Here is a 20,700-nt window from a genome sequence, read left to right on the forward strand (position 1 = left end):
AACAAGGGGCTGTAGCGCAGTTGGTAGCGCGTCTCGCCCAAAAGACTCACGGCCCCGCGACCGCGGCTGGGATCAGCCCTTGGCGGACTGGAGGAGGTGGCAGCCGGTGCGCAGGCTCATGACCGTGTTCACCTTGGTGCCGAACTGCAGCTTCGCGCCGAATTCGTCGTGCATCTCGACCTTGTGGTCGCCGGGCCGGTTGACCACGATCTCCAGCTCCTTGAAGCCGAACTCCTTGGTCACGTCGATCCCGATCTGCTGCGCCCGATCCCACTGATCGTCGGGGATGTTGCCCTCGTAGGCCCAGGTGTCCAGGCTGTGTTCCTCGGCCCCGTCGACGTGCGAGAGCTCTTTGCCCTGGCAGGCGGCCTGACCGGGGTCGCCCTTGTTGATCCACGGCGTCGCCAGGCCGAGGTCGGCGGACAGCCGGTCCCGGAACTTCTGCTGCATCTCCTCGTAGCGGGCGGTGATCTCTTCCATGGACGGTCGCTGCTGCAACATGCTGAGCGGGTCTGACACGTTTCCCCCGTCGGACGGTTCGGGCCCGCTCGCGCAGCCGGTGGCGAGCAGACCGCAGAGGACGAACAGGACGAGCTTTTTCATGAGAAGAAGTCCTTGACTCCGGATACCGCCTTCTCGCCCAGATCCTTGGCGCCGGACACCGTCTTCTCACCGAAGTCGTAGATCGCGGAGCCGGCTTCCTGGGTCTGGTGCGGTACGTAGGAGATCACATCCCCGACGCCGTTGGTCTTGCCCTCCACGGTGTTGTCCGGGAGGCCCGCGACCACCGAGGCCATGTTGTGCTGGCTGGTGGTTTCGGTGTCCAGGTAGTCGCTGTGGCCCTCGACGCCCTTGCCCTCGCCCGACTTCTCGGTGGACAGGTCCTTGAAACCGTCCATGTGGGACGGGTCGCCGCCGAATCGGGAGAAGTCCGCGACCTGGTCGTCCTTGGCTTCCAGCCGGTAGGCGTGGCCCTCCGGGACGTGCAGGTCCTCGATGTCGTTGGTGCCGACGCCGGGGGAGCCGAAGATGATCGCGTCGTCGACGCCGTGGCCGCCGCCCTGCAGGGCGTAGCCGGTGGTGGTGGAGCCGTAGGAGTGGCCGATCGCGGTCAGGTGCGGGTCGCTGTCCCGGGACTCGTTGATGCCCTTGTAGAAGTTGTTCAGCTTCTCGCCGCCTTCCTGGGCGGAGCTGGAGCTGACCACCGAGTCGCCGAACACGTCGGTGTCCTCGGACTTCTGCGGGGCCTCGTAGCCGAGCCAGGCCACCGCGGCGACGCTGTCGTCCTTGCCATCCCGGGTGAGCTCGGCCTTCGACTCCTTGACCAGTTCCTGCATCTTCGAGTCGTAGGCGCCGAGGCTGTCCTGGACCGTGGTCATGTAGCCGGGCGTGAACACCGAGACGTGGTCGGCGGTGTCGACGTTGCCCACACCCACGGCGGCCTTCATCCGCTCGCCGCTGCTGTCGAGCACCAGCAGCTGGCGCGGCGGGTCCTCCTTGGCGATGGTCGTCTCGACCTCGTCCAGTGACTTGATCTTGTCGTTGACCTGCTGGAGCTTTTCCTTCTCGTCTTCGGAAACGCCGCCCTGCTCCAGCTGCTTCTTCTGCTGTTCGAGGTCGCCGCGCACGTCGTCGATGCGGCCGCGGTTGGCCTCGTCGCGAACCTCGGCCGGGATGCCGTCGCGGTTGCCCAGCCATTCGGGCGGGTTCTCCCGCAGCGCCGCGCGCTGCTCATCGGACAGCGACTTCCACCATTCCGCCGCCGCCTTCGGCGAATCGTCCTTCGGCTTCCCGGCGGAGGCGGCGAGGGCCTGGATGTCATCGGTGTTCGCGGCATCGGCCAGGGAATCGCCCTTGCCGGGCTCGATCTTGTCCTGTTCCGCCGAGGTCAGCGCCTTGGCGAGTTCGGCGTCGGCCTTCTCGGCGTCGTCGAGGATCTTCTCGATCGTCTCGACGAGCTTGTCGCGGACCTGGATGCGCTGCTGTTTGACCTGCTCCAGCTGGTCTTCCGGCACGTCCTGGGGCGGCTTGACGTCGCGAACGCCGCCTTCTTCGGTGATCTCGAAGCCGTTGGCCTGCGCCTCGTGGTCGGCCTGCTCGATCTGCTGCTTGATCCTGGCGACCTCGTCGGCCGCCGCGGCCACCGCGACCCGCACGGTGGCGACCTCGGCCACCAGCGAGCGCATGTCCGACACCAGCTTCTCGTGCTGCTTATCGGAGCCCCCGGCGGCTTTGCCGCTCCAGCCCTCCGGATTCTTCGCGCCGTCCAGCTCGTCCTGCAGGTTGACCAGGTCGTCGCGGCGCTTGCCGAGGTCGTTGTGGACGGCGTCGAGGCCCTCAGGCTTCCAGCGGCGCACGTCGGCGAAGGACACCATCTTGCTGCCTACTTCCCGGGCTGTGCGCCGGCGCGGTCGATGTCCGCTGCGCTGGACTCGTCGGACTGCTGGTATTCGTCGGCGCTCGCGTTCAGCGATTCGCCGTGCTGGGCGGCGGCCTGGCTCCAGGTCTTGATCGCCTTCTCCCAGCTCTGCACGACCTGCTTCGACGCGCCTTCGGACTTGCCGCCGGGCATCGCCTCGGCGATGTCCTCGGCCGGCGGCCCCAGCTTGACCTGACCGGCCTGCTCGCCGGCCGACTTCGCGCTCGCTCCGGCCTTCCTGAGCGCATCGGGATTTGCCTTGTAATCCATGCCCACCTCGCCCACCTCCAGCGGCGGAAGCCTAGCGTGATGATCACGGCTTGGACGGTGGTTGCGCAGATCCGGTCCTCACCTGTTCACAACCTCCGGTCGGCGCCGAATCCGCTGGTCCAGCCGTGGCGGGGCCGCGCTCCGGGCGTCCGGGTAGCCTCCGGGGCGTGACTGCGTCGTTGGATCTCACCGCTGACCCCGTCGAGCTCACCGCCGCGCTGGTGGACATCCCCAGCGTCTCCGGCGGGGAGAAGGCCATCGCTGATGCGGTGGAGCAGGCGCTGCGCAACCAGGCGCCGCACCTCGAAGTGGTGCGCAACGGCGACGCCGTGCTGGCGCGGACGAACCTCGGGCGGGACTCGCGAGTGGTGCTCGCCGGGCACCTGGACACCGTGCCGATCAACGACAACCTCCCGCTGCGGCGCACCGGTTCGGGCGCCGAGGAGGTCCTGCACGGCTGCGGCACGGTCGACATGAAGGGCGGCGACGCGGTCATGCTGCACCTCGCCGCGACGCTCACCGCACCGCGGCACGACCTGACGTTCGTGTTCTACGACTGCGAAGAAGTGGAAGCCGAGCGCAACGGCCTCAACCGGATCGAGCGGGAGCTGCCGGACTGGCTGGCCGGCGATCTGGCGGTGGTGTGCGAGCCGTCGAACGCCGCGATCGAGGCGGGCTGCCAGGGCACGATGCGGGTGGAGGTGCGCACCACCGGAGCCCGCGCGCACACGGCGCGCGCGTGGATGGGCGTCAACGCGATCCACGCCGCGCAACCGGTGCTGCAGCGGCTGGTCGACTACACGCCGCGCAACCCGGTGATCGACGGCCTGCAGTTCCGGGAGGGGCTGCAGGCGGTGCGGATCGAGGGCGGCGTCGCGGGCAACGTGGTGCCGGATTCGTGCGTGGTGACGGTGAACCACCGGTTCGCCCCGGACAAGTCGCTGGCGGAGGCCGAAACGCACCTGCGCGAGGTCTTCGACGGCTTCGAGGTCACGGTGACCGACGGTGCCTCGGGAGCACTGCCCGGACTGACCGCTCCGGCGGCGGCGCAGCTGGTCGAGGCGTCGGGATCGGAGCCGGTCGCGAAGCTCGGCTGGACCGACGTGGCCCGGTTCGCGGCCCGCGGCCTCCCGGCGGTGAACTTCGGCCCGGGCTCACCGACCCTCGCGCACACGAAGCAGGAGCACGTGGCGACCTCGGAGATCCGCCACTGCGCCGACGTCCTCCGCCGCTTCTTCGCTTGATTCTCACGGCGTGAAGGGCACTCCTCGCCGAGTGCCCTTCACTCCGTTCAGCACGCCGGGATCAGGCGATGCCGAGCATCGACTCGCCGCTCTCCGAGCTCTCCGAGCGCTCCGCGTCGCGCGGCTTCCTGCCGTCGGCGGCCGTGCCCTCGCGTTGCCGCGGCAGCTCCGCCGCCGGCTCCGCTGCGGGGAGTTCCGCTGCTTCGCGCTCCGCGTCGGCGAGTTCCGCTGCCGCCGGCTCCGCTGCCGCCGGCTCCGCCTTTGGTGCTTCGCTCTTCGCTCCTGCGTGCTTCACGGTGTCGACGAACTGCAGGAGTTCGACCGGGAACGGCAGCACCAGGGTCGAGTTCTTCTCCGCCGCCACCTCGACGACCGTTTCCAGCAGGCGGAGTTGGAGCGCGGCCGGGGTGTCGGCCATGACGTGGGCCGCGTCGGCGAGCTTGCGGGACGCCTGGAATTCGCCGTCCGCCGAGATGACTCGCGAACGTCGCTCGCGTTCCGCTTCGGCCTGGCGGGCGATCGAGCGCTTCATGGACTCCGGCAGCGAGACGTCCTTGATCTCCACCCGGTCGATGTGCACGCCCCAGCCCAGCGCCGGGCTGTCGATCATCAGCTCCAGGCCCTGGTTGAGCCGTTCGCGGTTGGACAGCAGGTCGTCCAGGTCGCTCTTGCCGATGATCGAGCGCAGCGAGGTCTGCGCGACCTGGCCGACGGCGAACAGGTAGTCCTCGACGTTGACGATGGCGCGCGCCGGGTCCTCGACGCGGAAGTACACCACCGCATCCACCCGGACGGTCACGTTGTCGCGGGTGATGCCCTCCTGGGCGGGCACCGGCATGGTGATGATCTGCAGGTTGACCTTCCGCATCCGGTCGATGGCCGGGACGATCATGGTCAGGCCGGGGCCGCGGGTCAGCTCCTGCAGCCTTCCGAAGCGGAACACCACACCGCGTTCGTACTGCTTCACGACCTTGACGCCGGCCGCGACGTAGAGGACTCCGAGCGCGAGGATTGCGATCAGCAGTTCGATGAGCATGGCTGGCTCCCGGGCTCGACTTCTGGCCTAGCCCGGCGACCCGTCTCCGGCGCCTGCGTAGATCGGGTGGATCTGCGTGGTGTGCGCGGCCGGCGTCGCCGGCACCACTAGATCTTTTCTTCGTATCGTACGCCGCCGCACGCTCGTGTGAATCCCTCGTGAACAGGCATTTCTCCGCCCGGCACGGGGGCCGGGCAGGCGTCGGCGGCCGACCGCCCGTGCGTACTCTCGACCACATGACAATCGAAGGCCCGTGGGGAGAGCCGAACGGCGCGGAACGCCCCCAGGAGAAGCAACGCGGACCCGTGGTGCTGCGCCGGTCGAGGTTGCGCGAACCCACCACCACCGACCAGCGGCTGCTGGACTCGCGTGGCCCGTCGGACTGGGTGCACACCGATCCGTGGCGCGTGCTGCGCATCCAGGCCGAGTTCGTGGAGGGCTTCGGCGCGCTCGCCGAGGTGCCGCGCGCGGTGACCGTGTTCGGTTCGGCGCGGACGCCGCGGGAGCACCCGGAGTACGCGGCCGGAGTCGAGCTCGGCGCGGCGCTGGCCAAGATCGGTTGCGCGGTGATCACCGGCGGCGGGCCCGGCGCGATGGAGGCCGTCAACCGCGGCGCGTCGGAGGCGGGCGGATTGTCCATCGGGCTCGGCATCGAGCTGCCGTTCGAGCAGGGCCTCAATCCGTGGGTCGACCTCGGCGTCAACTTCCGCTACTTCTTCGTCCGCAAGACGATGTTCATCAAGTACGCGCAGGCGTTCGTCTGCCTGCCCGGCGGCTTCGGCACCATGGACGAGCTGTTCGAGTCGCTGACCTTGGTGCAGACCAAGAAGGTCACCAAGTTCCCGGTGGTGCTGTTCGGCAAGTCCTACTGGCAGGGCCTGTACGACTGGATCCGCGACAGCATGCACGGCGCGGGCAAGATCGGCGACAAGGACCTCTCGCTGCTGCACCTCACCGACGACATCGACGACGCGGTCAGCATCGTGCAGGAGGCGTACGAGGCGTGGGAGGCCACTCATTGAGCAGCGTTGAGCCGGCGGGGGAGAGCGCCGAGGAGACCAATGTGGACATCGCCGTCTGCGTCTACTGCGCGTCGCGCCCGGTGCCGCAACAACACCTGGACCTGGCGGCAGAGGTGGGCACCAAGATCGCCAAGCGCGGCTGGTCGCTGGTCTCCGGCGGCGGGCGCGTGTCGATGATGGGCGAGGTCGCCCGGGCGACGCGGGCCGGCGGCGGCCGGACCATCGGCGTCATCCCGCGCGCCCTGGTGGACCGCGAGGTCGCCGACACCGACGCCGACGAGCTGCTGGTCGTGGACACGATGCGGGAGCGCAAGGGCCTGATGGACGCGCATGCGACGGCGTTCCTCGCGCTGCCCGGCGGCATCGGCACCTGCGAGGAGCTGTTCGAGATCTGGACCGCCCGCTACATCGGCATGCACGCCAAGCCGGTCGTGCTGCTCGACCCGGACGGCCACTACAGCGGGCTGCTGGACTGGCTGCACGGCCTGGTGGACACCGGATTCGCCACTCAGCGATCGCTGGACGCGCTCACCGTGGTCACCGACGTCGACGAAGCTCTCGACGCCTGCGCGCGGTGAGCCTCCGCGCGGCGCCCGAGGTTCCGCCGCGCAAGCCAATCCGTGTACCTGCGGTGAGCGGCGGCGTGCCAGGATCTGGAGTTGTGCAGCCTCTCCGGTTCCGAGACAAGGACATGCCCCAGGACCGACCGCTCGTGATGGCGATCGTCAACCGCACCCGCGACTCGTTCTTCGACCGGGGGCGCACCTTCGCGGTCGACGCGGCCACCGCCGCCGTGGACCGCGCCGTCGCCGACGGCGCGGACATCGTCGACATCGGCGGGGTCCGTGCCGGGGCGCAGGGCGAGACGGTGGACGCCGCCGAGGAGCTCCAGCGGGTGGTGCCGTTCGTCGCCGCGGTCCGGGAACGCCATCCGGGCCTGGTGATCAGCGTCGACACCTGGCGGCACGACGTGGCCCGGCAGGTGTGCGAGGCGGGCGCGGATCTGCTCAACGACACCTGGGCGGGTGCCGATCCGAAGCTGGCCGAGGTGGCGGCCGAGTTCGGCGTCGGCGTGGTGTGCTCGCACACCGGCGGCCTGCCGCCGCGCACCGATCCGTACCGGCCCCGCTACGCCGACGTGGTCGCCGAGGTGACGGCCGAACTCGTCGAGCGGGCCGAGCGGATGGTGCGGCTCGGGGTGCCGGCGCACGGCGTGCTGATCGACCCGACCCACGACTTCGGCAAGAACACCTGGCACGGCCTGGCGCTGCTGCGGCGGGTCGGCGAGCTGGTGGCGACCGGTTGGCCGGTGCTGATGGCGTTGTCCAACAAGGACTTCGTCGGCGAGACGCTGGGTGCGGAGGTGACGGAGCGCCTGGAGGGCACGCTGGCGGCCACCGCGATCGCGGCCTGGGGCGGCGCCCGGATCTTCCGCGCGCACCACGTGGTGGAAACCCGCCGAACGGTCGAGATGGTCGCGGCCATCGCGGGCACCCACCCGCCGGACCAGGTCCTCCGCGCCCTCGCCTGAGGCTTCGTGAGTGCTCGATCCGGTAAGAACCGGAGTGAGCGCTCACGAGGCCGTGGCGGCGGTTCAGAGGTCGCCGACGGCCCGTTTGAGCAGTTGGGTGAGGATCGCGATCGGGATGTCCGGACGGACCTCCTGGAGCACCGGGGCCAGCCGCAACCACCGGGACTGGACGCGCGGTGCGCTCGGTGGCGTTCTGGCGAGCTCCTCGACGAGCTCCTCCAGCCGCCAGTGCGCCTCGTCGCGCTCCATGCTCGCCTCCGGGTGCTGGTCGATCACGTCGACGAGCACCGTGAGGTACGAGCGGAGTTGGTCGAGGGCCTCCTGCCGCGGGGCGAAGGTCGTCTCGGCATCGAGCCGTGAAGCACCGGTGGTTTCCTGGGCGCTGTCCTTGGACACGGCAAACGGCTCCTGATCGCTCGCCCGGGCACATCCGACTCCGCAGTGTGTCGGGATTCGGGCGCTGTCAACGGGTTTTCGCCTTTGCGCCACCCGAACGGCGCACTCGCCGCACGATGTGATGGACGTCATCAGGGGTCCGGATCGCGAAAGGACCTAGGTCCTCTTGCGCAAGGTCGGTGACAGTGGTCGCAAATGACCGTAGAGTCGCTACTTGTGAAGGCTGATGCGCTCCGCGGCCACCTGGACGCCCTGCTGCTGGCCACGCTCGACGGCAGGGCCTTGCATGGTTACGCGATCATCGAGGCGCTGCAGGAACGGAGCGGCGGCGCCCTTGATCTGCCCACCGGGACCGTGTATCCGGCGCTGCGCAGACTGGAGCGCGCCGGCTACGTGCAGAGCACCTGGAGCACCGTCGGCGGGCGGCAGCGCCGTACCTACCGCCTGACCCAGACCGGCGTGCAGACGTTGCAGAACGAGCGCCGCGCCTGGCGCGAGTTCACCTCCGCCATCGAGGGCGTGCTCGAGGCCGCGCCCGCCAAGACCTGACCGTGGCCGCGGCGGTTCGCCGTTCGTGCCACGATTGACGACCGTGGCTAGTGCGCTCATCTACCTGTTCGTGGTGCTCGCGGTCGCTGCGGTGATCTACCTGCTGGCCTCGCTGGTCTTCGGACGCGGCGAGCAGCTCGCGCCGCTGCCGCCGGGCTCGACTCCGACCCGCATGCCCCCGACCGACATCGAGGGCGCCGACGTGCGCGCGCTGCGGTTCCAGCAGGTGCTCCGCGGCTACAAGGCGTCGGAGGTGGACTGGGCACTGGAGCGCCTCGCCGGGGAGATCGACGAACTGCACGGCCGGATCGCGGTCCTGGAGCGGCAGCTCGACGCCGCGGGCGAGCAGCTGCAGGAGGCCCGCGCCGGGCGTCCCGACGAGCCGGAGGGCTGACCGGTGCGCCCGGTCGAACTGCGGTTGAGCGTGCCGGTCGAGGCACCGCCGGAGGTGGTGTGGGCGGCGGCGACGGACTGGGCGCGGCAGGGCGAGTGGATGCTGGGCACCGAGGTGCACGCGCTCGGCGGCCCCGACGGGCCGGGCGCGCAGCTGGTGGCGGTCACCGGATTCCGCGGGCTCGGCGTGGTGGATCGGATGGAGATCGTCGACTGGCGGCCGCCGCAGACCTGCCGGGTGCGCCACCACGGGCGGCTGATCGTCGGCGACGGCGGGTTCGACGTGGTCCGGTGCGGCAACGCGGCATCGACGTTCCTGTGGTGGGAACGGCTGGTGCTGCCGCCCGGCGGCGCGTTGGTCTGGCCGGTGGTGCGGCCGGCCTTCGCCTGGGGCATGCGCCGGTCGCTGAACGCTTTCGCGGCGTTCTGCCGCGGCTATTCGGGCGGAGGAGAACGTGGCTGAATCCGGTGCCGCGGTGGTCGGCGCGGACGGCCGGGCGCGGTGCCCTTGGGGCGTGCAGTCGGCGGACTACATCGAGTACCACGACCGCGAGTGGGGCGTCCCGCTGCACGGCGTCCCGGAGCTGTTCGAGCGGATCACGCTGGAAGCGTTCCAGTCCGGGCTGTCCTGGCTGACGATCCTGCGCAAGCGGGCGGCGTTCCGGCGGGCGTTCGCCGGGTTCGATCCGGAGCGGGTGGCTGCCTTCGGCGAAGCCGACCGGCAGCGGCTGCTCGCCGACGCGGGCATCGTCCGCAACCGGGCGAAGATCGACGCGGCGATCCGGAACGCGGGCGCGGTGCTCCGGCTGGACCGCCCGCTGGACGAGCTGCTCTGGTCGTTCGCCCCCGAACCCCGCGAGCGGCACCCGGCCACGCTCGGCGACATCCCGGCCGTCACCACGGAGTCGACGGCGATGGCCAAGGAGCTCAAGCGCCGCGGCTTCGCGTTCGTGGGCCCGACGACGTGCTACGCGCTGATGCAGGCCACCGGCATGGTCGACGACCACCTGGCCACCTGCTGGCGCGCAGGCTGAACGCTCTCCCCGGGGGCGCGGTTCCCGGAGTTCCAACGTTTCCGTTGGTCGCGGGTCGTGAGTGTTTTGGGCTGCTGTAGAGGCTGTTTTGGATGTGGTGACGTCGGGTGTGGTAACGCGGGCGTTTTGTATTTGAAGCGGCGCAGCCGCTTAGCCCACCCCCGCAACCGGCACCGCCGCGGGTTCGCGGTGCCCCACCCCTCCGGGGTTCTTCCAGCGAGGACATCCCCGACGTGGTGAATTGGCATTCATGATGTCGGGGATCCCACAGCGAGAAGGCGACGGTAAATCCCGCAGGGGGGCCGCCACCCACACCGCCACGCAGGACGAGTTTGGAAACAGGCTCTATAGCGGCTCAAAACACTCACGACCGGCGTGCCCGCGGTGAGGCGTCTCAGTGGCCGGTGAAGTTGGGGGTGCGCTTCTCGACGAAGGCCGCGACGGCCTCCCGGTGATCGGCCGTCGCCCCGGCCTCCGCCTGCGCTCCCGCCTCCACGGCGAGCGCCTCGGCCAGGCCTTCGGCCGCCGCCGCCAGCATCGCCTCCTTGATCCGGGCGTAGGCGCTGGTCGGCCCGGCTGCCATCCGGGTGGCCAGCTCGGTGGCCGCCGCGACGGCTTCGCCGGCGTCGACGACCCGGTTCACCATGCCGATCCGCAGCGCCTCCTCGGCGACCACCGGCTCGGCCAGCAGCAGCAGTTCCATCGCCCGGCCGTAGCCGATCAGCCTCGGCAGCGTCCAGGACGCGCCGGAGTCCGCCGACAGCCCGACGTTGGCGAAGGCCATCAGGAACTTCGCGTTCGACGCGGCCACCCGCAGATCGCACGCGTAGGCCAGCGACGCGCCCGCCCCGGCGGCGGTGCCGTTTACCGCGGCGATCACCGGCTTCGGCATGCTCGTCACGGCCCGGATGATCGGGTTGTAGTGCTCCTCGACCGTGTTCAGCGGCGCCGGGTCACCGGAGTTCAGCAGCGCGATGTGCTCCTTGAGGTCTTGGCCGGCGCAGAACGCCTTCCCCGCGCCGGTGATCACCAGCGCGCGCACCGAGTCGTCGGCGGCCGCCTCCCGCAGCGCGGCGATCAAGGCCTGCTTGAGCTCGACGTCGAGCGAGTTGAACGCCTCCGGCCGGTTCAGCGTGAGCAGGCGCACACCTGCGGTGTCCTGGGTCAGCAGCACGTCGGTCACTTCGCACTCCTATTCCTGCGGTCCGTTGTGGCGGGTCGCGAGATCGCCGCTCGATATTCCAAAGTGGACTCCGAGGGTCGCGCGAAGTCCCGAGTAGACAGTGTTGTGGCTGGTCGCCCGGGTAGTGGTCGAGCGCCGCGGGGGCCGGCCCGGCGCCGAGCGCCGACCGTCGACCCACGGGTGCCGACGGTCGCGTCGGAATGCACCGAAACAGCCCGCACGAGAGGTGAGTCTGCCAGCCTTCGCGGGCATTCGACCAGCGCACGGGCGACACGAGTTGATCGGTTCGGTTTCGTCCCCGCCTCGGGATGGGGGAGAATGGGGGAGGACCCGAGCTGGTTGTGGCGACCAGCGGGGGAAGAGTTCACGGAGGGAGCACGCTATGGCGGCCATGAAGCCCCGGACCGGTGACGGTCCCCTCGAGGTGACTAAGGAGGGACGCGGCATCGTGATGCGCGTCCCGCTTGAGGGTGGTGGGCGGCTCGTCGTCGAGATGTCGGTCGAGGAGGCCAAGAACCTGGGCGACGCCCTGGAGTCGGCCACCGGCTGAGGCTGCCAGTTGGCGATCGGGGCAGTGACGTTGCCCCCAATGCCCGAGGCGACAACGCAATCGAGTCGACGGCGAGTGGCGAGCTTCTTCGCCGCGGTCGGGCCCCGGTGCCATGGGTGGCACCGGGGCCGTCGTCGATGGCAGACAAGTCCTCGATCCGCCCCCGTGATCATCCGGGGCCTCGTCCCGGCGCGCATCGTGACCGGGCCCGCGAGGACGGTAACTTCTACAGCTGTCGTTGAACTCGTTCCGGCTCCGCCGTTTCGAGAGCAGGCAGTCTAGTGCGCGCGGCGAGCCGTGCAGGAAGGTCTTCTCGTGTCCGGTGCTTCAGTGTTCCGTTCCGCCCAGCCGGCCCGCGACGCGGACCCGGCGCTGCCCGCGATCCCGACGTCACTGGTCGAAGTGGACGTCGTGCGGCAGTGGCGGGACGGCGTGCCCGGCGCGGTCGCGGTCTTCGACGGCGAGTCGGGCCCGGACCTGGCGGCGGCGGCCGAACCGTTCGATGTGGACATCGCGGTGTTGCAGGCCGTTGGTGCTTCGTCGACGGCCGGTGACGTCCGCGCGCTGCCGCTGCCGGAGGGCGGCGTCGGCTGGGTCGTTGGCGTCGGCTCGGGGGAGCCGGTGAAGTGGCGCAGCGCCGGTGCTGCGCTCGCACGCGCGCTGCGCGCCAGGCTCGGTGAGACGGCGGAGTCCGATGACGAGGTCGGCGACCTCGGGGACGCTTCCGACGCGGACTACCTCCAGATCCGGCTGCCCGACGACGTCGACGGCGACACGGTTTCGGCGCTGACGCTGGGGCTGGCGCTGGGCGGATACCGGTTCCGGGTGACCGCCAAGCCGGCCCCGCCGCGCCTGCGGAAGGTCTTGCTGGTGGCGCCGGAAGGCGCCGACCAGGCGGCGCTGGGCGAGCAGGTCCGGCAGACCCGCGAGCTGGCTGCGGCCACCGCGCTGGCCCGCGATCTCGCCAACGCTCCCTCGAACATCAAGGACCCGGCCTGGTTGACCGGCGTCGCCGCCGAGCTGGCCGCCGACGTGGCGGACCTGACCGCCGCGGTGCGGGACGAGAAGTGGCTGGCCGACAACGGTTTCGGCGGGATCCTCGCGGTCGGCGGCGGCTCGTCGCGGCCGCCCCGGCTGCTGGAGCTGACCTACCGGCCGAAGGACGTCCAGGGCCCGCACCTGGTGCTGGTCGGCAAGGGCATCACCTTCGACACCGGCGGCATCTCGATCAAGCCCGCCGAGGGCATGCATCTGATGCGCACCGACATGTCCGGCGGCGCGGCGGTGATCAGCGCGCTGCTGACCATCGCCCGGCTGGAGCTGCCGGTCCGGGTGACCGGCCTGGTGCCGTCGGCGGAGAACCACGTGTCCGGCAGCGCCTACCGGCCTGGCGACGTCGTCCGGCACTACGGCGGCACCACCACGGAGGTCGGCAACACCGACGCCGAAGGCCGCATGGTGCTCGCCGACGCCCTCGCCTACGCCGTGGACCGGCTGGAGCCGGACTTGCTGGTGGACGTCGCGACGCTGACCGGCGCGATGAAGGTCGCGCTTGGCCTGCGCACCGGCGGGCTGTTCGCCACGGACGGCGAGCTGGCGGACCGCGTCCGGGAGGCCGGGCAGCGGGTCGGCGAGGCCTGGTGGCGGATGCCGTTGCTGGAGGACCACGCGGAAGACGTGAAGGGGCAGCTCGCCGACGTGAAGCAGACCCCGCCGGGGCCCGGCGGTATCACCGCCGCGCTGTTCCTGCGCGAGTTCACCGGCGGGCTGCCGTGGGCGCACCTGGACATCGCGGGCCCGGCCCGGGCCGACAAGGACTACGCCGAGGTGGTGCCGGGCGGCACCGGCTTCGCGGCCCGCAGCCTCGTCGCGCTCGCCGCGAGCTTCTCGGAGTGATCTCGGGGCCGTGAGTCTTTTGGGCTGCTATAGCCGCCCAAAAGACTCACGGCCTGCGGATCAAGCGCGGCCGAGGGTGAAGTCGCGGAAGGTCTGGACCGCCGGCGGTAGCGTTCGGCCCGCCGGCCAGGCGAGCCCGATCGTGCGGTGCGCCGGCGGATCCAGCGGCACCTCGACGGTGCCCGGCGCCGGACCGTTGTCGCCGGGCGGCAGCAGCGCCACGCCGAGCCCGGCGGCGACCAGCCCGCGCACCGTGTCGACCTCCTCGCTCTCGAAGGCCAGCCGCGGCTCGAACCCGGCGCGCTCGGCCAGACCCGCGAAGATCTGCCGCAGGCCGTAACCGCGCCGGGTCGCCACGAAGTCGTCCCCGGCGAGTTCGGCCAGCCGCAGCCTGCGGCGCCGAGCCAGCCGGTGCCGCGCGAACAGCACCGCGACCAGCGGTTCCTCCCGGAGCGGGGCGGTTTCCCAGTGTGGATCGCGCTCCGGCAGCGGCGAGATGAGGCAGAGGTCGATCTCACCCGACCAGGCGCGCGCGAGCATGCTGTTGCGCGGCCCCTGCACGAGCCCGAACCGCACATGCGGGTGCACGTCGCGGAACTCGCGCAGCAGCGGCGGCACCAGCGTGCTGCCCATCGTGTGCTGGAACCCGAACGTCACCTGGCCCCGATCGGGGTCGATCTCCTCGATCACGGCCCGGCAGTCCGCCTCCAGCCCGCGCATCGCGTCTTCGGCGGCCGCCGCGAGCAGGGCCCCGGCGCGGGTCAGGTGGATGCCGCGACCCTGCCGCGCGATCACCGGCGTGCCGAGTCGATCGCCCAGCTTGGCCAGCGTGCGGCTGACCGTCGGCTGCGGGACGCCCAGGGACTCCGCTGCTCGTGTGAGATGGCCCTCGGCCGCGACCGCGCGCAGCAGGGCGAGCGCCGGGGCGAGGTGTGCCGCGAGCTGCGACGCGTCGTCCGGCTCTGCTGATTCATTCACCACCGCATCAATGATGCGGGATTACCGAATTGGACGCATTAATTAGGGCTGCTTACTTTCGAGCGCGTGAACGCAGTCGACCCGGCCCGCATCCGCAAGATCCGCATCGCCCTGCTGCTCGGCGCGCTGGCGATGTTCGCGCTGCTCTACGCGCCGCAGCCGGTGTTGCCGCAGCTGGCCGAGGTCTTTGCGCTGAACCCGGGCACGGCGGCGCTGCTCGTTTCGGCGAGCACCCTTGGGCTGGCCGTCGCGGCCATCCCGCTCGGCACGCTGTCGGAAGCGGTCGGCCGTCGCCGCACGATGATCGCGGCCTTGCTGATCGCCGAGGCCCTGGGCTTGCTGCTGCCGTGGGTGCCGTTCTTCCCGGTGCTCGTGGCCGTTCGGCTGGTGCAGGGCGCGGCGATCGCCGGTCTGGCCGCGGTCGCGGCCGCCTACCTGGCCGACGAGACCGGCGGCGAGCACCTGGGCACGACGATGGGTCTCTACGTCGCAGGCACCACCATCGGCGGCATGGCCGGCAGGCTGCTGGGCGGCGTGGTCGGCGACTTCGCCGGCTGGCACAGCGGAGTGCTGGCGGTGGCCGTGCTCGCCGGGGTGTGCACGGTGCTGTTCGTGGTGCTGCTGCCGGCCGAACGCAACCACCACCGGCAGCCGCTGAGCTGGCGCCCGCTGCTCGGCGGCTTGCGCGCCGCGCTCAGCGACCCGGTGCTATACGCGCCGTACCTGGTCGCTGCGCTCGGCATGGGCGCCTTCGTCACCGTCTACAACGTGCTCGGCTTCCGCCTCGCCGCACCGCCGCTGTTGGTGCCGCCGGCGCTCGCAGCGCTCGCGTTCCTCGCCTACGCCGCTGGAACGGTCACCTCCACGCTCGCCGGTCGCGCCGCCGATCACTGGGGACGCATCCAGGTGCTGCTCGCCAGCCTGGCGGTGACCGCGCTGGGATTGCTGCTGATGCTCTCCGACAGCCTGCCAGTGATCGTGGTGGGCCTGGTCGTGTTCACCGGCGGGTTCTTCGCCGCACACTCGGTGGCCAGCGGATGGGTCGGGGCGCGGGCATCGGCATCGGCCCGTGGCCAGGCGTCCGCGCTGTACCAGTTCGCCTACTACGGCGGCAGCAGCGTCGGCGGCGTGCTGGGTGGCGCCGCCTACGGCGCGTGGGGCTGGTCCGGGATGACAGTCCTGCTGTGCTGCTGGCTGGCGGTGGCGGCGGCCGGGGCGTGGATCGTCCGAATCGCGCCTAGGCGCGTCGCGGTCGAAGCGTGATCAGGTCGCGTCGGAGTCGTACGGCGGGCGCTCGCCCGGTGCGAGCGGGCGCTGCTCGGGCTTGGGCGGGTCGGCCGGCTTCGGCTGGTGACCGTTGCTGCCGTTGCCGTTGAGGCCGTCGAGCGGGTTCTCCCCGTCGAAGAGGTGCTTGGTCACGGCCGTGCGCGGGTTGAAGTTGCGGATGCCGCGCAGGTCCTCCAGCGGTTTGCGCAGCTCGTCGAACTCCGGGCCGAGCTCGGACTTGATCTGCTCGCGGGCCCCGGTCGCGTACTCCTTGACCTGGCGGACGGTCCGGCCCAGCCACGCCGCACCCTGCGGCAGGCGCTCCGGGCCGAGGATGAACAGCCCGGCCACGACGAGGACCAGGATCTCGAGCCAGCCGACGCTTTCGAACACCTCTCGACTACCTCCGGGTCCTCACGGCTCGCGGACCAGCACCGCGCGCTGCCAACGCATCCCCAGCGTACCGACCGGGTGATCCCGGCAGGAGGGCGAACTGGCCCAGCACGTCGCCTTCACGAACTGTTAGCTGCTCGTTCGGCTCACCGAGCCGACAGCGGTGCGCACTTTGCGGCGCGACAGCACCTCTGGGGTTCTGCGGCTCGCGGTTTCCACTGGTCACTGTGGTCGTGAGTACTTTGGGTCGTTATAGCAGCCCAAAGTACTCACGGCCCCGTGCCTGCAGAAACCTGGGCCTGGCCGACGCGCTGGCAATACCGCGAAATTTCCGGCCCGGACCGGCGGAGCCCGTGGTTCACCGCAGGGCCACGTCGAGCACCAGCTCGCGGCCCTGCCGCACCACGGTGACCGGCACCCGCTCGCCGACCTGGTGCCGGTCGACCGCCACGATCAGCTCGTCGGCGCCGGCCACCTTTCGCTCGCCGACCCGGATGATCACGTCACCCTCGGCGATCCCGGCAGCCGCCGCGGCGCTGCCGTCCTGCACGTTCTGCACCTGGGCGCCGTCGGCGAGCCCATCGCTGACCGACTTGGCGTTCACGCCGAGGTCGGCGTGCTGCACGTTGCCGGTGCGGATCAGCTCCTCGGCGATGCGGCGGACGTCGTCGATCGGGATCGCGAAGCCGAGCCCGATCGAGCCGCCTTCGCCGCCGGCCCCGAGCGTGCGGATCGCGCTGTTGATGCCGACCACCGCGCCGTTGCCGTCGACCAGGGCGCCGCCGGAGTTGCCGGGGTTGATCGCGGCGTCGGTCTGGATCGCGTCGATGACCGCGTTGGTGTCGGTGCCCTCACCGGCCAGCCGCATCGGGCGGTGCACCGAGCTGACGATGCCGGTGGTCACGGTGCCGGCCAGGCCCAGCGGCGAGCCGATGGCGATCACCTCGTCGCCGACCGCCAGCTCGTCGGAGCGGCCGAGCTGGGCGACCGTCGGGTTGGACACCTCGACCTTGATCACCGCCAGGTCGGTCTTGACGTCGCGGCCGACGATCCGGGCGGGCACCCGGGTGCCGTCGTGGAAGACCGTGGAGACCAGCGCGCCCGGAGTGTCGGCGGCCATCGAGACGACGTGGTTGTTGGTCACCACGTAGCCGTTGCCGTCGATGACGACCCCGGAGCCGCTGCCGCCCTGCGCGCCGACGCGCACCTCGATCGACACGACGGCGGGCACCACGCGTTGCGCGACCGCGGCGACGGTGCCCTTCGGTCGATCCTTGCCCTGCTCCACCTCGGCGAGGGTGACGTCGGGGTTGGTGAGCGGATTGCCCTCCTCGGCGGTGATCCGGCCGAGCAGCCCGCCGGCCAGCCCGACGAGCAGGGCGACGACGGCGAGGATCACGAGCGCGCGCGGGTGCACCCGGCGGCCGAACAGGACTTCGCGGGCGCTGAGCAGCGGGCCGGTTTCGGTGCTGTCGGGCTTCTCCTGCTGTTCCTCGCCGAGCGCGGGCGGGCCGATCACGGCGCCGGCGGCCGGGTTGCGCCACGGGTCGCGCTCGCCGGAGTTCCACAGCACCGGCTCTTCGGCCGACTCGGGCGTCATCGGCTGCTCGCCGGGCGCCCGCTGGAGCTTTTCGCCGCTTTCGGGCGGGCGGCCGAACGCCTTGGACAGCGCTTCCGGCGGGGGCGGGCCCTGATCGATGCCGCGCGCCGGAACGTCGTGCCGGTTCGGGTCGAAGCTGCCGGTCACGCCCTTCGGGCGACCGAACGTTGAGCTCTGCGACGGGTCGACCGCGGGGCGCTGCAGCGGGCGCGGTGCGAGGCGGGGCGGATCGGCCTGGCCGTTGCGCGCGGGGCGGGCCGGGGCGGCCTGCGCGGCCGGCACTCCCCGGGCGGGGCTGGCTGCGCCCTGCCACGGATGCACGGGTTGGGCTGGCCGTCCGTTGGGACCCTGCTGGCCTGCTTCGGGTTGATCCCGGCGCTGCTGGTCGGCGTCGGAGCCCTGTGCGGGCCTTCCTGGCTGGTCGCTCATCGCTCCCCGAGCATGCGGTCGAAACTCGTCCGTTCGAGTGGATCACACGGGCGAGGAGCCCGTGTCACCGGCATGTGGGCACACCACCGGCGTGCCCATTTTGCCGGGCGACCGGTGAAGTCCGTGTGGGAGCGGGCGAAATCGTCCTGGCCGGATCAGTTACCCGGCGGCGCGCTCGCCGAGGTGCTCGGGGCCGGGGCCTCCGAAGAAGGCTGCTGGCTGGGGGACGGATCGCCGGGCAGGTTGTCGCGCGCCGACGCCGGGACGACGGCGTTGGTGAACGCGCCACCGGGCAGCGGGTTCGGCGCGCCCGGTATCGGCTGGCCGTCGTCGTCGGTCGGCAGATTCATCAACGCGAGCGCGCCCAGCACCAGGCCGGAGAACACCACGCCGGCTCCCTGCCGGGTGCGGCGGCCGACCCGCCGCGACGGTTCCGCCGCGGCGTCACCGGCAAAAGGGGGCACGCTGCCGAGGGGCTGCTGGCTGCCGCCGAGCGGTCGACTGGACCCGAGCGCGGCTCCGTCGCCGAACCGCCTCGTGCGGCCCGGGCGGGTCACGGCGACCAGCTGGCCGTCCTCGGTCAGCGCGAGGCCGTCCGGCTGGCTGGGCAGTTCTGCGTGCGCCGGGATGGCCTGCAGGGCCTGCAGGAACTTCGGCGAGATCGACGGTGTCTCGGCCGCCCGCACCGCGGCGCGGGCCTGCCGCTGGGCGGCGGCGTCCGCGGTGCACGCGGGGCAGTGGGCCAGGTGGGAGACGGCGCGATCATGGGCGCTCGGGCTCAGCTCGCCGTCCACCAACGCGACGATCGCGTCCAGCGCGAGGTGCTGCTCCGGCAGCCCCCACCCACGCAAAACCGTCATTCGTCAAACCTCCCGGGCATGCTCGCGGCGAGCTTCCAAGGTGGCCTTCAACATCTGGCGCCCGCGGTGAATCCTGCTGCGCACAGTACCCAGCTTCACGCCCAAGGTGGCGCCGATCTCCTCGTAGGAGAGCCCTTCGACGTCGCACAGCACCACCGCCGCCCGGAATTCCGGCGGCAGTTCGTCCAGCGCCGACTGCAGGTCGGGGTCGAGGTGGGTGTCGTTGAACACCTGTTCCGGGCTCGGGCCACCGCCGGGCAATCGGTCGGTGTCCTCGGGCAGGCCCTCCATGCGCAGGCGGGACCTGCGGCGGGCCATGTCGAGGAACAAGTTCGTGGTGATCCGGTGCAGCCAGCCCTCGAACGTTCCCGGCTTGTACGACGCCAGCGACCGGAACACCCGGATGAAGGTCTCCTGGGTCAGGTCTTCGGCGTCGTGCTGGTTGCCGGTCAGGCGGTACGCCAACCGGTAGACCCGGTCTGCGTGCTGCCGGACCACCTCGTCCCACGTCGGCGGGGTCCAGGGGACCTCTTCCGCGGCGGGCGAGACGGTGCTCTGTTGGACACTGGGGGCCACACTCATCGGCTGTGTTGCCATTGGGCGAGAAGCCACCTCCTGTGCGGTTGCATCTCCAAGAACGAACATGTCGCCTCCGTTGTTCCCGGCGGTGTCGTCAAGGAGACGCCGATGGGTGTCGGTTATGACGTGTCTACTCTCGTATGCCCTGGTGAGGTAGCGATTAAAGACGCCTGAGAACTGGCTGAGAACCTGACGTGATGCGGGTCGCACCGCGGGCTCGCCGGAAACGGCCCACTAACGATGTCGGCGGCCCTGGTCACGGCGGCGGGCTACGTCGATAACCTTTCGCGTTGTGATACCCGAGACGCCGGTGGGTGCCGGGCCCGTGGGCCGGAAGCAGGCGCGTTCCGGCGCGCCGACGGACACCTCGGTCGGGGCGTCGCCGCTGCACGTGCTGCGCTTCCTGGCGGCGGCGTTGCGGGCCAAGGCCGTCGTGGAGGTCGGCACCGGCTCGGGCGAGAGCGCGTTGTGGCTGCTCCAGGGCATGATGCCGGACGGCGTGCTCACGTCGATCGACGCGGATGCGGCCGCGCAGCGGACGGCCCGCGCGACGCTGCGGGAGGCGGGCGTGCCGACCGGCCGGACGCGGCTGATCGCCGGCCGCGCGGTCGACCTGATGCCGCGGCTCACCGAGGGCGGCTACGACCTGGTGTCGGTGGGCATCGCGACGACCGACTACCCCAGGTACCTGGATCTCGGCGTCCGCCTGCTGCGCCCAGGCGGCGTGATCGTGTTCGCGGGCGTCCAGCTGGCCAGCCCGGACACCCGGAGCGCGCTGGCCCTGGCGCTGCGCGACCTGGTCCGGGCGATCCAGACCGACGAGAACCTGGTTCCGGTCACGCTCCCAACCGGCCCGGGTCTGCTCGCGGTCGCCAAACGTGCGTGACCAGAGGCGGCGGGGCCTCGACTGACCGGAGTGCTCCGACGGTGTGAACACCCGCAATCAGCTGGAGCGGCGTTCCTGCGGGCACGGGGCCGTGAGTCTTTTGGGCTGCTATAGCGACCCAAAAAAAAAAAACCCCCCCGACACCCAGACACAGAAAAAAAAGGGGGGCCGGGCCGGCGAGAGGAA

The 20,700-nt window shown here is 71.0% G+C and carries 23 protein-coding genes; 12 read left to right on the forward strand and 11 right to left on the reverse strand.

Annotated features, from left to right (window positions below):
• Positions 1-72: 72 nt before the first annotated feature.
• The 3 genes from AB0I53_RS27380 to AB0I53_RS27390 are packed head-to-tail and all read right to left on the reverse strand — an operon-like array spanning position 73 to position 2,689.
• Complete coding sequence (locus AB0I53_RS27380) at positions 73-603, reverse strand: LppA family lipoprotein (protein WP_358608722.1); 531 nt, start codon at positions 601-603, stop codon at positions 73-75.
• Entirely contained in the window at positions 600-2,375 is a 1,776-nt protein-coding gene (locus AB0I53_RS27385; RefSeq protein ID WP_358608725.1) for an alpha/beta hydrolase, read from the reverse strand. Before AB0I53_RS27385 ends, AB0I53_RS27380 begins: the two co-directional genes overlap by 4 nt.
• Before the next feature lie 8 nt (positions 2,376-2,383).
• Complete coding sequence (locus AB0I53_RS27390) at positions 2,384-2,689, reverse strand: hypothetical protein (RefSeq protein WP_358608728.1); 306 nt, start codon at positions 2,687-2,689, stop codon at positions 2,384-2,386.
• Positions 2,690-2,856: 167 nt separating this feature from the next.
• Here AB0I53_RS27390 and dapE point away from each other — a divergent pair, with 167 nt between their 5' ends.
• Complete coding sequence (dapE, locus tag AB0I53_RS27395) at positions 2,857-3,933, forward strand: succinyl-diaminopimelate desuccinylase (protein WP_358608731.1); 1,077 nt, start codon at positions 2,857-2,859, stop codon at positions 3,931-3,933.
• Positions 3,934-3,994: 61 nt separating this feature from the next.
• Here the strand turns inward: dapE and AB0I53_RS27400 are convergent, their stop codons facing one another.
• A complete protein-coding gene (locus AB0I53_RS27400; protein WP_358608734.1) occupies positions 3,995-4,969 on the reverse strand; it encodes a slipin family protein in 975 nt (324 codons plus the stop codon).
• A 236-nt stretch (positions 4,970-5,205) separates the two neighbouring features.
• Here AB0I53_RS27400 and AB0I53_RS27405 point away from each other — a divergent pair, with 236 nt between their 5' ends.
• The 3 genes from AB0I53_RS27405 (at position 5,206) to folP (ending at position 7,522) form a co-directional block, all read left to right on the forward strand.
• Complete coding sequence (locus AB0I53_RS27405; RefSeq protein WP_358608737.1) at positions 5,206-5,991, forward strand: TIGR00730 family Rossman fold protein; 786 nt, start codon at positions 5,206-5,208, stop codon at positions 5,989-5,991.
• Positions 5,988-6,569 carry a TIGR00730 family Rossman fold protein gene (locus AB0I53_RS27410; protein WP_358608740.1) on the forward strand — a complete coding sequence of 194 codons (582 nt, stop codon included), beginning with the start codon at positions 5,988-5,990 and terminating at the stop codon, positions 6,567-6,569. Before AB0I53_RS27405 ends, AB0I53_RS27410 begins: the two co-directional genes overlap by 4 nt.
• A 113-nt stretch (positions 6,570-6,682) precedes the next feature.
• Complete coding sequence (gene folP / locus AB0I53_RS27415) at positions 6,683-7,522, forward strand: dihydropteroate synthase (RefSeq protein WP_358608743.1); 840 nt, start codon at positions 6,683-6,685, stop codon at positions 7,520-7,522.
• A 63-nt stretch (positions 7,523-7,585) separates the two neighbouring features.
• On the opposite strand, the gene AB0I53_RS27420 is transcribed toward folP, so the two are convergent.
• Positions 7,586-7,918 (reverse strand): hypothetical protein, encoded by a 333-nt coding sequence (locus AB0I53_RS27420; RefSeq protein ID WP_358608746.1) that lies wholly within the window; start codon positions 7,916-7,918, stop codon positions 7,586-7,588.
• 216 nt (positions 7,919-8,134) lie between these two features.
• Between AB0I53_RS27420 and AB0I53_RS27425 the strand changes: the two genes are divergently transcribed.
• From AB0I53_RS27425 to AB0I53_RS27440, 4 genes are read left to right on the forward strand one after another with little or no spacing between them, the layout of a single operon-like run.
• A complete protein-coding gene (locus tag AB0I53_RS27425; protein ID WP_093273407.1) occupies positions 8,135-8,467 on the forward strand; it encodes a helix-turn-helix transcriptional regulator in 333 nt (110 codons plus the stop codon).
• A gap of 43 nt (positions 8,468-8,510) precedes the next feature.
• Positions 8,511-8,861: a DivIVA domain-containing protein gene (locus tag AB0I53_RS27430; RefSeq protein WP_358608749.1), complete on the forward strand. Its 351-nt coding sequence runs from the start codon at positions 8,511-8,513 to the stop codon at positions 8,859-8,861.
• A gap of 3 nt (positions 8,862-8,864) precedes the next feature.
• Positions 8,865-9,323 (forward strand): SRPBCC family protein, encoded by a 459-nt coding sequence (locus AB0I53_RS27435; RefSeq protein ID WP_358608752.1) that lies wholly within the window; start codon positions 8,865-8,867, stop codon positions 9,321-9,323.
• On the forward strand, positions 9,316-9,894 hold the full coding sequence (locus tag AB0I53_RS27440; protein ID WP_358608755.1) for a DNA-3-methyladenine glycosylase I: 579 nt from the start codon (positions 9,316-9,318) through the stop codon (positions 9,892-9,894). The genes AB0I53_RS27435 and AB0I53_RS27440 overlap by 8 nt, the downstream gene beginning before the upstream one ends.
• A 394-nt stretch (positions 9,895-10,288) precedes the next feature.
• Here the strand turns inward: AB0I53_RS27440 and AB0I53_RS27445 are convergent, their stop codons facing one another.
• A complete protein-coding gene (locus tag AB0I53_RS27445; protein ID WP_358608758.1) occupies positions 10,289-11,077 on the reverse strand; it encodes an enoyl-CoA hydratase-related protein in 789 nt (262 codons plus the stop codon).
• 382 nt (positions 11,078-11,459) lie between these two features.
• Here AB0I53_RS27445 and AB0I53_RS27450 point away from each other — a divergent pair, with 382 nt between their 5' ends.
• A complete protein-coding gene (locus AB0I53_RS27450; protein WP_009949794.1) occupies positions 11,460-11,627 on the forward strand; it encodes a DUF3117 domain-containing protein in 168 nt (55 codons plus the stop codon).
• Positions 11,628-11,942: 315 nt separating this feature from the next.
• On the forward strand, positions 11,943-13,523 hold the full coding sequence (locus AB0I53_RS27455) for a leucyl aminopeptidase (protein ID WP_358608761.1): 1,581 nt from the start codon (positions 11,943-11,945) through the stop codon (positions 13,521-13,523).
• A gap of 60 nt (positions 13,524-13,583) precedes the next feature.
• On the opposite strand, the gene AB0I53_RS27460 is transcribed toward AB0I53_RS27455, so the two are convergent.
• Positions 13,584-14,504: a LysR substrate-binding domain-containing protein gene (locus tag AB0I53_RS27460; protein WP_358608764.1), complete on the reverse strand. Its 921-nt coding sequence runs from the start codon at positions 14,502-14,504 to the stop codon at positions 13,584-13,586.
• A 63-nt stretch (positions 14,505-14,567) separates the two neighbouring features.
• On the opposite strand from AB0I53_RS27460, the gene AB0I53_RS27465 reads away from it, so the two are divergent.
• Positions 14,568-15,764, forward strand: coding sequence for an MFS transporter (locus AB0I53_RS27465; protein ID WP_358608767.1), 1,197 nt, complete (start codon positions 14,568-14,570; stop codon positions 15,762-15,764).
• Here AB0I53_RS27465 and tatB read toward each other — a convergent pair whose 3' ends face one another.
• The 4 genes from tatB to sigE form a co-directional block, all read right to left on the reverse strand.
• Complete coding sequence (gene tatB / locus AB0I53_RS27470) at positions 15,765-16,160, reverse strand: Sec-independent protein translocase protein TatB (protein ID WP_358608770.1); 396 nt, start codon at positions 16,158-16,160, stop codon at positions 15,765-15,767. It abuts the gene before it with no gap.
• 358 nt (positions 16,161-16,518) lie between these two features.
• Positions 16,519-18,189 carry a trypsin-like peptidase domain-containing protein gene (locus AB0I53_RS27475; RefSeq protein WP_358608773.1) on the reverse strand — a complete coding sequence of 557 codons (1,671 nt, stop codon included), beginning with the start codon at positions 18,187-18,189 and terminating at the stop codon, positions 16,519-16,521.
• 155 nt (positions 18,190-18,344) lie between these two features.
• Positions 18,345-19,049 carry a zf-HC2 domain-containing protein gene (locus AB0I53_RS27480; protein ID WP_358608776.1) on the reverse strand — a complete coding sequence of 235 codons (705 nt, stop codon included), beginning with the start codon at positions 19,047-19,049 and terminating at the stop codon, positions 18,345-18,347.
• Positions 19,050-19,052: 3 nt separating this feature from the next.
• Positions 19,053-19,646, reverse strand: coding sequence for an RNA polymerase sigma factor SigE (sigE, locus tag AB0I53_RS27485; RefSeq protein ID WP_358608779.1), 594 nt, complete (start codon positions 19,644-19,646; stop codon positions 19,053-19,055).
• A 307-nt stretch (positions 19,647-19,953) separates the two neighbouring features.
• Between sigE and AB0I53_RS27490 the strand changes: the two genes are divergently transcribed.
• A complete protein-coding gene (locus AB0I53_RS27490) occupies positions 19,954-20,514 on the forward strand; it encodes a class I SAM-dependent methyltransferase (RefSeq protein WP_358608782.1) in 561 nt (186 codons plus the stop codon).
• Positions 20,515-20,700: the final 186 nt, after the last annotated feature.

Source organism: Saccharopolyspora sp. NPDC050389 (assembly GCF_040655595.1).
Taxonomy (GTDB): Bacteria; Actinomycetota; Actinomycetes; order Mycobacteriales; family Pseudonocardiaceae; genus Saccharopolyspora.

What these genes read in the sequence shown, in the direction of transcription:
- AB0I53_RS27380 (WP_358608722.1), bottom strand. Translation starts at nt 603, where the DNA reads ATGAAAAAGCTCGTCCTGTTCGTCCTCTGCGGTCTGCTCGCCACCGGC.
- folP (WP_358608743.1), top strand. Translation starts at nt 6,683, where the DNA reads ATGCCCCAGGACCGACCGCTCGTGATGGCGATCGTCAACCGCACCCGC.
- sigE (WP_358608779.1), bottom strand. Translation starts at nt 19,646, where the DNA reads ATGGCAACACAGCCGATGAGTGTGGCCCCCAGTGTCCAACAGAGCACC.
- AB0I53_RS27390 (WP_358608728.1), bottom strand. Translation starts at nt 2,689, where the DNA reads ATGGATTACAAGGCAAATCCCGATGCGCTCAGGAAGGCCGGAGCGAGC.
- AB0I53_RS27450 (WP_009949794.1), top strand. Translation starts at nt 11,460, where the DNA reads ATGGCGGCCATGAAGCCCCGGACCGGTGACGGTCCCCTCGAGGTGACT.
- AB0I53_RS27405 (WP_358608737.1), top strand. Translation starts at nt 5,206, where the DNA reads ATGACAATCGAAGGCCCGTGGGGAGAGCCGAACGGCGCGGAACGCCCC.
- AB0I53_RS27480 (WP_358608776.1), bottom strand. Translation starts at nt 19,049, where the DNA reads ATGACGGTTTTGCGTGGGTGGGGGCTGCCGGAGCAGCACCTCGCGCTG.
- AB0I53_RS27475 (WP_358608773.1), bottom strand. Translation starts at nt 18,189, where the DNA reads ATGAGCGACCAGCCAGGAAGGCCCGCACAGGGCTCCGACGCCGACCAG.
- AB0I53_RS27385 (WP_358608725.1), bottom strand. Translation starts at nt 2,375, where the DNA reads ATGGTGTCCTTCGCCGACGTGCGCCGCTGGAAGCCTGAGGGCCTCGAC.
- AB0I53_RS27400 (WP_358608734.1), bottom strand. Translation starts at nt 4,969, where the DNA reads ATGCTCATCGAACTGCTGATCGCAATCCTCGCGCTCGGAGTCCTCTAC.